A 9,728-nucleotide genomic window follows, 5' to 3' on the forward strand; every position below is an offset into this window, starting at 1 on the left:
GCCCGCGTTCGGCGGCCTGACCGTCGCCCGCCACGGCACCGCCGAGCAGAAGCGCGAACTCCTGCCGAGGATCGCCTCCGGCGAGATCGATCATGCCTTCGGGCAGCCCGCCCCGCCCGGAGGCCCCGGGCCCGCCGAGGGGCCCGCCCTCGCCGGGAGGGACGTCCTTGTCGAGCGAGACGCCGCCGGCGGACGCGGTCTCGGCCCGCGTCCACTTCGCGGAGGGCTCCGGCGCGTGCCCGGTGATCCGCTCGGGGACGGTCCGCGCCACGGAGAGAAGGTCGACGCCCCGCGAGTGCGCGACCAGCAGCACCAGCCCGACCACCACCAGAGGCGCGATGGCGTCGGTGGGGACCCCGCCGAAGAGGCTGAACGCGACGCCCACGCACAGCAGCGCGCCGAGGATCGTCAGGACGGCCTGCCCGTCGAACCACCGCTTGAGCCACTGCTCGGCGAGCGACGACTCGCCCGGGCTCGCCGGCATCAGCAGCGCCGCCACGATGTAGAGGAAGATCCCCTGCCCGTGCGCGAGCGCGAGGACCGCGAACCCGACACGGAACACGACCGGGTCGATGCCGGTGTAGCGGGCGAGCCCCGTGCACACGCCGGCGAGCACCTTCCGCTCGGCGTCCCGCGAGAGCCTCCGGTAACCGCCCGCGGCCTGCCCGCCGGCGGCCCGCTCGCCCAGGCCGCCGAAGCCGCGCCCTCCGAGCCCGGACCCGGCAGCACCGGACTCGCCCACACCGGCCTCGCTCAGCCTGGGGCCGCCCGCGCCGGGGTCACCGGCGGCGGGCCCGTCCTCGGTGCGCCCGTGCAGGTCCTCGTTCTGGCCCTCTTTCTCGCCCATGCCAGTCATGGTCGCCTGCCCCGCGCGGCGCGCGGTATCGGGGACGTCCCTGATTCCGACCCTGAGACCGGCCCGGGGTGGGCCCCTGATGCGAAACATGTCCGGGCGTGTGACGATCGATGACGTGGGAGAACCTGGGGAAGGACGGCGGTGAGCCAGGAGACGGCGGAACGGCCGGCGGCGCCGCCGGGACCGGCGGGCGCGAGCCCCCTCGGGCCGGCCCGGTTGGAACGGGCGGCCGAAGGGCGGCTCGTCGCCGGGGTGGGCCGGGGTCTGGCCGTGCACCTCGGCGTGGACGTGTTCCTCGTCCGAGGCGCGTTCGTCCTGCTCACGATGGCGAGCGGGCTCGGTTTCGCCGCCTATGCCGCGTTCTGGATCCTCCTTCCCGTCCGGGAGAGGTCCTCGGCCGAGGCGGGCGGGCGGCGGCGCGGCCGGGACTGGGGCCAGCTGCTCGCCTACGCGGCCGTGGCGTTCGGGCTGGCGGCGCTGCCGTGGGGCGCGGCCGGGGTCGTCCGGTGGGCGCTGTGGCCGTTCATCGTCGGCGGCGTCGGCGCCGCGATCCTGTGGCAGCAGGCCGACCGCGACCAGCGGCAGCGCTGGACGCTGCCGCTGCGCCAGAGGTGGCTGCGCAGCCTGCTCGGCCTGCTCCTCGTCGTCGGCGGCATCGGCGGTTTCGTGGCGCAGAAGGTGGAGGCCGACCAGGCGCGGTCCGTCCTCATCGCCATGCTGATCATCCTGACCGGGGTCGCGGTGATCGTGACGCCGTGGGTCGTGCGGCTCTGGCAGGACCTCGACGCCGAACGGCACGAGCGCATCCGTTCCCAGGAGCGCGCCGAGCTCGCAGCCCACATCCACGACTCGGTGCTGCACACGCTGACCCTCATCCAGCGGAACGCGCACGACACCCGCGAGGTGCAGCGGCTCGCCCGCTCCCAGGAGCGGACGCTGCGGACCTGGCTCTACCAGCCGCGCGCCGACCCCGACCAGACGTTCGCCGCCGCGATCCGGGAGGCGGCCGGGGAGGTCGAGGACGACCACAACGTTCCGATCGAGGTCGTCTGCGTGGGCGACACGGCGCTGGACGAGCGGCTCGGCGCCGCGCTGCAGGCCGCGCGGGAGGCGATGGTGAACGCCGCCAAGTACGCCGAGGCGCCCTCGGTGTCGGTGTACGCGGAGGTGGAGGGCGACGAGATCGCCATCTTCGTCCGCGACCGGGGCAAGGGGTTCGTTCTCGACCAGGTCCCGGAGGACAGGATGGGCGTCCGAGGGTCCATCATCGGACGTATGGAGCGCAACGGCGGCAAGGCCACCGTCCGCACCGCGCCGGGCGAGGGCACCGAGGTGCGCCTGGAGATCAAGAAGTCGTGAGCGCGGCCGCCGGGCGGCGGCGCATGGTGAGGTGGAGCGGGACGTGGGCGTGAGCGGGTCGTTGAAGAGGGTCGTGCTGGTCGACGACCACCAGATGTTCCGGACCGGCGTGAAGGCGGAGCTCGGCGGGGGCGTCGAGATCGTCGGGGAGGCCGGCGACGTCGACGAGGCGGTCGCGGTGATCCGCGGGACGCAGCCGGACGTGGTCCTGCTGGACGTCCACCTGCCCGGCGGCGGGGGCATCGAGGTGCTGCGGCGGCTGCACGGCGCCGTCTCGTCCAAGTTCCTCGCGCTGTCGGTGTCGGACGCGGCGGAGGACGTCATCGGCGTCGTGCGCGGCGGGGCCCGCGGCTACGTGACCAAGACGATCTCCGGCCCCGAGCTGACGGACGCGATCGGCCGGGTCGCCGACGGGGACGCGGTGTTCTCGCCGCGGCTCGCCGGATTCGTCCTGGACGCGTTCGCCGCCACGGACGCCCCATCGGTCGACCCGGAGCTGGACCAGATCACTCAGCGGGAGCGCGACGTGCTGCGGCTGATCGCGCGCGGCTACGCCTACAAGGAGATCGCCAAGGAGCTGTTCATCTCGGTGAAGACGGTGGAGACGCACGTCAGCAGCGTTCTGCGGAAACTCCAGCTGTCGAACCGGCACGAGCTGTCGCGCTGGGCCGCCGCCCGCCGTCTCGTCTAGAGGGAGAATGCTCTTCCCGGACGGGCCCGGGAGTAAACGTTTTCACTGCGGTTGTGAACGAATCGTAATCCCCGGTTGCCGCGCATCATGATCACGAGCACCCTCCCGTGTGGAACAGTCGCTCGTCATGACCTATCCACCACCCGGGCCCGCGCAGCCGGGCCCCCAGGCCCCCTATCCGCCCCAGCCCCCGCCCCCGCCGATGCCGGGCGACCACGGCCCCGGCTCCCCGTACGGATCCGATTCCGACAAGACGAACGGGCTGGCGATCGCCGCGTTCGTGACCGGCCTCCTCGGATGCTTCGGCGTCGTCGGCCTCGTCCTCGGCGCCGTCTCGCTCAGCCAGATGGCGAAGAAGGGCGGCAAGGGCCGCGGCCTCGCGATCGCCGGGATCGTCCTGTCCTGCCTGTGGATCGTGGGCGGCATCGCCGCCTTCGCGCTGAGCGGTGACGGCTCGTCCGGCGGCGCCGGGGCCACGCCCAAGGTGACCCAGACCAAGCCCAAGGAGGTCGACGCCAAGAAGATGAAGGTCGGCGACTGCATCAACGACAACTCGGGCGCCACCAGCACCGCGACCGAGGCGCCGGTCGAGGTGGAGAGCGTCAAGATCGTGCCTTGCACGGGGCCGCACGACGGCGAGGTCACGGCCGTCTTCCGGCTGAAGGGCTTCGTCATGCCGCCCGAGGCGCGGCTCCAGCAGCTCGCCCTGAACGGGTGCAAGCTCCGCACGCAGGCGCGGATCAACCGCGACCCGGCCGCGCGGGGCATCGCGAACTCCTACTACTACCCGACGGCCGACTCGTGGAAGTCCGGCGACCGCACCGTCACCTGCGTCGCCGTGGCCGCCGCCGACGGCAAGAAGCTCACCCGACCCCTGCACCGCTGACGTTCCCGGCGCACGCTGGGCGGCCGGCCCGCCGCCCGGTCCGGAACCGCGGCTCCCCGGTTCTGCGCCCGCCTCTCTCCGTACCGGTTCCTCCGGACCAGAGGCGTTCCCGCCGCGCGAACCCCCTCACGCCCGCGACTCGCGCAAGCCGTCGACGACCATGTCGGCGACGTGTTCGACGGTCGACACCCCCGTCTCCATCGTCGGGTTGCCCCCGCTGCACACCGCGACGAGGAAGTCGTGGTCGGGACCGCTGACGCGGCCGATGCTGTTGATCGACCAGCCGTGCCCCTGGAAGCGGAGCGGCACCCATCCGTTCTTCAGCGCCACCCTCTCTCCCGGACGCGCCGCCGCGCTGACCCCCCACGCCTGCTCGTCCAGCACGGCCCCCATCAGACCGAGGATGTACCGGCGCCCGCGCGCCTCCAACGGGCTCTCGTCCGTCGCCAGGTTCGTCAGGAGGCGCACCTGATCGGCCGGGCTCGTCCAGGACGACCCCCATGAGGTGGGGAACGGCTTCGTGTCCTTCAGCCCGAACGCCATGTTCGATCTCGCGACCCCGGGGCCGTGACCGGCCGCGGAGTACAGGACGTCCGCCGCCGCGTTGTCGCTTTCCCTGATCATCGTTCGGGCCAGCGCCCGCTCCGTGCCGTCAAGCCCTCGCCCGTCGGCCTGCCGCTGCAGCAGGAGGCTCGCCAGGATGTCGACCTTCATGATGCTGGCGGAGACGAACCGCCCGTCCTGGTTCTCGCCGAACGACATTCCCGTCCTGAGGTCCTTCACCATCACCCCGGCCCTGCCCGGACGTTTCCGGACATAGGCGCGCACCGCCTGGCGCAGCGCCCCAGAGTCGAACGGGCGACTTGCCAACCGGACCGAGGACATATCCCGCCCCGCCGCCGCGGACCCACCCGCGTTCACGACGACACGCCCCCCGCGCGGCGGCCCGTCCGCCATCGACCAGTAGACGGCCGAACCCGCCCCGCTACCCGCCAAGAGAGCGAGCACCATCAACTGACGCCGCATCGATTCCCCCGAAACTCATGCGACCCAAACCAAAGCTGACAAGCCCCGAGAACGAGCACACCCCACGCCATGCCTCGTCACCCGCACGGCCGGGCGGACGCCCGTGATCCCTCTAGCCGTGCACGGCTCATCGGCCGCGCACGGGTTCTTGGTCGTGCGCGGCCAGACGGGTGAGCCTTCGGGTGCAGCCGCTCGCGGGCGTGCGTCGCCGTGGGCATGTGTTGCCCGGGGTGCGCGCCTGGGCGGCGTGTGGGCCTAGAGGGCGCCTGGCAGGCGGGCCGGGCAGCCCGGTTCGCAGCGCTCGGAATGCCGCGCCAACCGGTGCGCGTACGCGTCGAGGCGGCGGCGCAGGACGGCGCTCGTGAGCGGTCCGGTGCCGGGGAAGCCGTCCACCTCGCCGCGCCAGCGGATCAGCGTGCCCGCGAAGTGGGGCTCCAGCGTGATGTCCGCGCGAAGGCGCCGCTCCGGATGGCCGGCCAGCGCGACGTAGCCGTAGTGCCGCGGTGGGTCCCAGGCCACGACCTCCTCGCGCCACGAGCGGACGTACCGGACGGCCCCGAGCCCGTTCGGGTGCTCCTCGCCGGCGGACTCCCGCCGCACCCTGGTCCAGAAACCGCCCCACTCGTCCCATGCCTCCGGCACGCAGACGTGCTTGAAGATCACTTCAGGCGCGGCGGCGGATGTGGCGGTGGCCTCGATCTCACGCGGCATGACGACCCCCCGAGTTCTGTCACATGGGGGTACATGCCCGCTCGGAGGCTGATTACGGCTTGTAAGAGACTGTATTTGCTAAGTGACCGAGACTTGAGTGACCTGACCGCTTCGGTGAGCCTTTGCGAGGGCGGCGCATTACCTGGGGTCGCGTTCCCCGAGAGTCGTGGTGGGGCTCAGGCGGTGTCGACGACCTGGAACGACTCGGCGAGACGTCCCTCGGGCAGCCCCGCGGCGGCGGCGTTGGCCGCGAGCCAGCCGCGCAGCATCTCCGGCAGGCCGTCCCCCATGTGGGCGGTCTGGCTGGCGTGGGCCCGCAGCGCGTTCACCTTCCGGTCGAACTGGTCGGTGATGTCGACGTAGTGGTTCACCACGGGGCCGCCGGACAGCCACACCTCCCGCGCCGTCCACGCCTCCAGGCCCTCGTCGGCGAGCAGCTCCGGGAAGGCGTAGGGGTTGCGGGCGTCGGGGTAGACGGCGTCGAGCGCGGCCGAGCCGACGGCCCGGTGGTCGGGGTGGCTGGGGTAGATCCGCTCGTAGTTGCGCTCGGGGCTCGGCATCAGCACCCGGTCCGGGCGCACCTGCCGGATCACGCGCGCGATGTCGCGGCGCAGGCCGAAGCCCACCTCGACCCGCCCGTCCGGATACCCGAGGAACCGGACGTCGCTCACCCCGACGCACTTGGCCGCGGCGCGCTGCTCCTCGCGGCGCAGAACGGCCATCTCCTCGCGGGTGACGCCGTCGTCGAAGCCTCCCGCGTCGCCGTCGGTGACCATGAGGTAGACGACCTCGATCCCGCGGTCCGTCCAGTGCGCCACCGTCCCCGCCGCGCCGAAGTCGACGTCGTCGGGATGCGCCATCACGGCGAGGATCCGCTGCAGCTCGCTGTCGTCCAGTGCGTTGGTCACATCTTCAACAATAAGGTCGGCCAATGGTTCCGGCATACCCGGATGCGTCTTTCGGCGAACGTTCCGGGTGTGCCGGGAGACCGGATCCGAGGCGGCCGGGGGAGGCGGGTCCCGCTCAGAAGGTGAGGAGGGCCGACAGAAGGCCCTCCTGGAACCGCGCGACGTCGCTGCCCACGGCCACCTTCACCGGACGGCGGGTGTCCTCGGCGGGCAGCGAGCGGGCGTCCCACACGGTCGTGCCGCGCGTCAGCTCGCCCCGCAGCTCCACCCGCACCGGACGCTGGACGTACTCGCCGAGGTCCGGGTCGACGACCAGCATCGCGGCGAGGGCGTCGTGGATGACGGCGCCCCGGCGCTTCAGGGTGGGGGTGTAGGCGTCCGCGTAGAACTCCAGGATGTCCGCGGCGAACCGGGCGACGGGGGTGTCGTGCGCGGCCAGCCTGTCCAGCCAGTCGTCGTGGACGGCGGTCGGGTGCGTCGCGTCCAGCGGCACCAGGACGATCGGCCAGTCCGCCGCGAACACCAGGTCGGCGGCCTCGGGGTCGTGCCAGATGTTCGCCTCGGCGTGCGTGGTGATGTTGCCGGGGTGGTCGAACGCGCCGCCCATCACCACGACCTCGCGGATCAGCGACGGCAGCTCGCCGTCCAGCAGCAGCGCCGCGCCGAGGTTGGTCAGCGGGCCGGTCGCGAGCAGGGTCAGCTCGCCGGGCATCGCGCGGGCCAGCCGGACGATCTGCGCGGCGGCGGGCTCGGCGACCGGGCGTCCCGCGGGCTCGGGGAGGTGCGTGTCGCCGAGGCCGTCGGTGCCGTGCCAGTCGAGCGCGTAGTGGACGTCCTGCGCCATGGGCCTGGCGGCGCCGACCGCGACCGGCACCACCGGCCCTCCCGGCCCGGGCTCGCCCGCGGGAACTCCGGCGGCCTCCAGGACGCGCAGCGTGTTCAGCGCGCCGGTCATCGGGTCGATGTTCCCGTGCACCGTGCCGACCGCCGCCAGCTCCGCCCTCCCCGCCCGCACCAGCGAGGCCAGGTAGAGCAGCGTCATCGCGTCGTCGATGCCGGTGTCGCAGTCATAAAGGATCTTCGGTGCCTTCGTCACGGGTGCAACCTATGCGGGCGCGGGCCGTCCGGGCACCCCCGAATCGCATGATCGGCGATTGGGCCTGGGACGGGGCGCTTCCCCGGGGTAAGCCTGAGACATGCGCAAACTCATCAACGCCCCGGCGGACGTGGTGTCCGACGCCCTGCGCGGGCTGGCCGCCGCGCACCCGTCGCTGAAGGTCGACCCGGGGACCGGGACCGTCATACGGGGGGACGCCCCGCGCACCGGGAAGGTCGCCCTGGTCTCGGGCGGCGGATCCGGGCACGAACCGCTCCACGCCGGATTCGTCGGCTACGGGATGCTGGACGCGGCCTGCTGCGGGGAGGTCTTCACCTCTCCCGTCCCCGACCAGATCATCGCCGCGACGATGGCGGTGGACGGCGGCGCCGGAGTGCTGCACCTGGTGAAGAACTACACCGGCGACGTCATGAACTTCCAGATGGCCGCCGAACTCGCCGAGGACGAGGACATCGAGGTCGTGTCCGTCATCGTCGACGACGACGTCGCGGTGGAGGACAGCACGTTCACCGCCGGGCGCCGCGGCACCGGCGCCACGCTGTTCGTCGAGAAGACCGCCGGGGCGCTCGCCGAGGAGGGGGCCCCGCTCGCGGACGTGGCGGCCGTGGCCCGGGAGGTGAACGAGCGCAGCAGGTCGTTCGGCGTGGCGCTGTCGTCCTGCACGGTCCCGGCGGCCGGGACGCCGACGTTCGAGCTGGACGAGGGCGAGATGGAGCTCGGCATCGGCATCCACGGCGAGCCCGGCCGCGAACGCGTCGGGATCGGCACCGCCGAGCAGATCGTGGACGCCGCGCTCAGCGCGATCGACGCGGACATGCCGCTGTCGGGTTCCGAGGTGCTCGTGCTGGTCAACGGGATGGGCGGCACCCCGCTGATCGAGCAGTACGTCGCCTACGCGGCGGCGGCCGAATGGCTGGAGGGGCACGGCGCGACCGTCGTCCGCCGCCTGGTCGGGCCGTACGTGACCAGCCTGGAGATGGCGGGCTGCATGATCAGCGTGTGCCGGGTGACGCCCGAGCTGGTCCGCCTGTGGGACGCGCCCGTCGAGACGCCGGGGCTGCGGTGGGGCCGATGAGCACGGGTTCGAGGGGCACGGGTTCGATGGACGCGGGGGACTTCGCGGCCTGGATCAGGCGGACGGCCGAACGGGTGTCCGCCGACGCCGAGCGGCTGACGCGGCTGGACGCGGCGATCGGCGACGGCGACCACGGCCTCAACCTCGACCGCGGCTTCCGCGCCGCGGTGGAGGCGCTGCCCGGGGACGCCCCGCCGGGGAAGGTGCTGATCGCGGCCGGCCGGGCCATCGTGTCGAAGACCGGCGGCGCGTCCGGCCCCCTCTACGGGACGGCGCTGCGCCGCGCGGGCAAGGCGTTCGGCGACGCCGCCGACGTGGACGCCGCCGCGCTCGGCGCCGCGCTCCGGGCCGCCCTCGAGGGCGTCGAGGATCTCGGGAAGGCCGCCGAGGGCGACAAGACGATGGTCGACGCGCTGGCTCCGGCCGTCGCGGCGTACGAGGCGGCCCTGGCGGACGGCTCCGACCTCGCCGGATGCGCGCGGGCCGCCGCGGAGGCCGCCGCGAAGGGCGCGGACGGCACCGTCCCGATGCGGGCGCGCAAGGGCCGGGCGAGCTACCTGGGCGAGCGCAGCGAGGGGCACATGGACCCCGGCGCGTCCTCCACCGCCCTGGTGCTCGAAACCCTCGCCGATGTCGCGGAATCAGCGGGGGTGGGGTGACATGGTCGGCATCGTCATCATCTCCCACAGCCGGACGCTCGCCGAGGGCGTCGCCGAGGTCGCCCGCGCCATGGGCGTCGGCAAGGCCGTCGTCGAACCCGCCGGGGGAGATTCCGAAGGGCGCCTCGGGACGAGCATCGACCTCGTCGAGCAGGCGGTCGCCGCGGCCGACGGCGGCGACGGCGTCGTGCTGCTCGCCGACCTCGGCAGTTCCGTGCTGACCGCCAAGATGCTCATCGAGGACGCCGAAGGCGACGACGTCCTGCTCGCGGACGCGCCGCTGGTCGAGGGCGCCGTCGCCGCCGCGTCGATGGCCGCGACCGGCGCGGACCTCACCGCCGTCCAACGGTGGAGGTGGGCAGGCGGGACGGGCGGGCGCTGCTCGTCGTCACCGACGACGGCATCGGCATCGCGCCCGCCGACAGGGAGCGCGTGTTCGA

General features: G+C 73.2%; 11 protein-coding genes. 6 read left to right on the forward strand and 5 right to left on the reverse strand.

Annotation, left to right across the window (positions count from 1 at the left end):
- Window positions 1-847: PspC domain-containing protein (locus tag AB0K37_RS37390; RefSeq protein WP_363989624.1), on the reverse strand; the 847-nt coding region annotated here is incomplete at its 3' end.
- 225 nt (window positions 848-1,072) lie between these two features.
- Here AB0K37_RS37390 and AB0K37_RS37395 point away from each other — a divergent pair.
- From AB0K37_RS37395 to AB0K37_RS37405, 3 genes are all read left to right on the forward strand, one after another.
- Window positions 1,073-2,215 carry a PspC domain-containing protein gene (locus AB0K37_RS37395; RefSeq protein WP_363989643.1) on the forward strand — a complete coding sequence of 381 codons (1,143 nt, stop codon included), beginning with the start codon at window positions 1,073-1,075 and terminating at the stop codon, window positions 2,213-2,215.
- 49 nt (window positions 2,216-2,264) lie between these two features.
- Window positions 2,265-2,906, forward strand: a complete 642-nt coding sequence (locus AB0K37_RS37400; RefSeq protein WP_363989627.1) for a response regulator transcription factor — start codon at window positions 2,265-2,267, stop codon at window positions 2,904-2,906.
- Between the two features lie 127 nt (window positions 2,907-3,033).
- Window positions 3,034-3,792: a DUF4190 domain-containing protein gene (locus AB0K37_RS37405; RefSeq protein ID WP_363989628.1), complete on the forward strand. Its 759-nt coding sequence runs from the start codon at window positions 3,034-3,036 to the stop codon at window positions 3,790-3,792.
- A 126-nt stretch (window positions 3,793-3,918) separates the two neighbouring features.
- On the opposite strand, the gene AB0K37_RS37410 is transcribed toward AB0K37_RS37405, so the two are convergent.
- The 4 genes from AB0K37_RS37410 to AB0K37_RS37425 all read right to left on the reverse strand — a co-directional run bounded on the left by AB0K37_RS37410 (window position 3,919) and on the right by AB0K37_RS37425 (window position 7,533).
- Complete coding sequence (locus tag AB0K37_RS37410; RefSeq protein ID WP_363989630.1) at window positions 3,919-4,662, reverse strand: serine hydrolase; 744 nt, start codon at window positions 4,660-4,662, stop codon at window positions 3,919-3,921.
- A 411-nt stretch (window positions 4,663-5,073) separates the two neighbouring features.
- Window positions 5,074-5,529, reverse strand: a complete 456-nt coding sequence (locus AB0K37_RS37415; protein ID WP_363989632.1) for an SRPBCC family protein — start codon at window positions 5,527-5,529, stop codon at window positions 5,074-5,076.
- A gap of 176 nt (window positions 5,530-5,705) precedes the next feature.
- Entirely contained in the window at window positions 5,706-6,389 is a 684-nt protein-coding gene (locus AB0K37_RS37420; protein ID WP_363989646.1) for a PIG-L deacetylase family protein, read from the reverse strand.
- Window positions 6,390-6,552: 163 nt separating this feature from the next.
- Window positions 6,553-7,533 (reverse strand): nucleoside hydrolase, encoded by a 981-nt coding sequence (locus AB0K37_RS37425; RefSeq protein WP_363989634.1) that lies wholly within the window; start codon window positions 7,531-7,533, stop codon window positions 6,553-6,555.
- Window positions 7,534-7,633: 100 nt separating this feature from the next.
- Between AB0K37_RS37425 and dhaK the strand changes: the two genes are divergently transcribed.
- From dhaK to dhaM, 3 genes are all read left to right on the forward strand, one after another.
- Window positions 7,634-8,629 (forward strand): dihydroxyacetone kinase subunit DhaK, encoded by a 996-nt coding sequence (gene dhaK, locus AB0K37_RS37430; protein ID WP_363989636.1) that lies wholly within the window; start codon window positions 7,634-7,636, stop codon window positions 8,627-8,629.
- Window positions 8,626-9,288, forward strand: a complete 663-nt coding sequence (gene dhaL, locus AB0K37_RS37435; protein ID WP_363989638.1) for a dihydroxyacetone kinase subunit DhaL — start codon at window positions 8,626-8,628, stop codon at window positions 9,286-9,288. The genes dhaK and dhaL overlap by 4 nt, the downstream gene beginning before the upstream one ends.
- A 1-nt stretch (window position 9,289) precedes the next feature.
- A partial coding sequence (dhaM, locus tag AB0K37_RS37440; RefSeq protein WP_363989641.1) for a dihydroxyacetone kinase phosphoryl donor subunit DhaM occupies window positions 9,290-9,728 on the forward strand: 439 nt, incomplete at its 3' end.

The organism is Actinomadura sp. NPDC049753 (genome assembly GCF_040674655.1).
Lineage (GTDB): Bacteria > Actinomycetota > Actinomycetes > Streptosporangiales > Streptosporangiaceae > Spirillospora > Spirillospora verrucosospora.

Excerpts from the sequence above, each read along its gene's own strand:
- dhaL (WP_363989638.1), top strand. The coding sequence starts at position 8,626 with ATGAGCACGGGTTCGAGGGGCACGGGTTCGATGGACGCGGGGGACTTC.
- AB0K37_RS37420 (WP_363989646.1), bottom strand. The coding sequence starts at position 6,389 with ATGGCGCATCCCGACGACGTCGACTTCGGCGCGGCGGGGACGGTGGCG.
- AB0K37_RS37405 (WP_363989628.1), top strand. The coding sequence starts at position 3,034 with ATGACCTATCCACCACCCGGGCCCGCGCAGCCGGGCCCCCAGGCCCCC.
- dhaK (WP_363989636.1), top strand. The coding sequence starts at position 7,634 with ATGCGCAAACTCATCAACGCCCCGGCGGACGTGGTGTCCGACGCCCTG.
- AB0K37_RS37415 (WP_363989632.1), bottom strand. The coding sequence starts at position 5,529 with ATGCCGCGTGAGATCGAGGCCACCGCCACATCCGCCGCCGCGCCTGAA.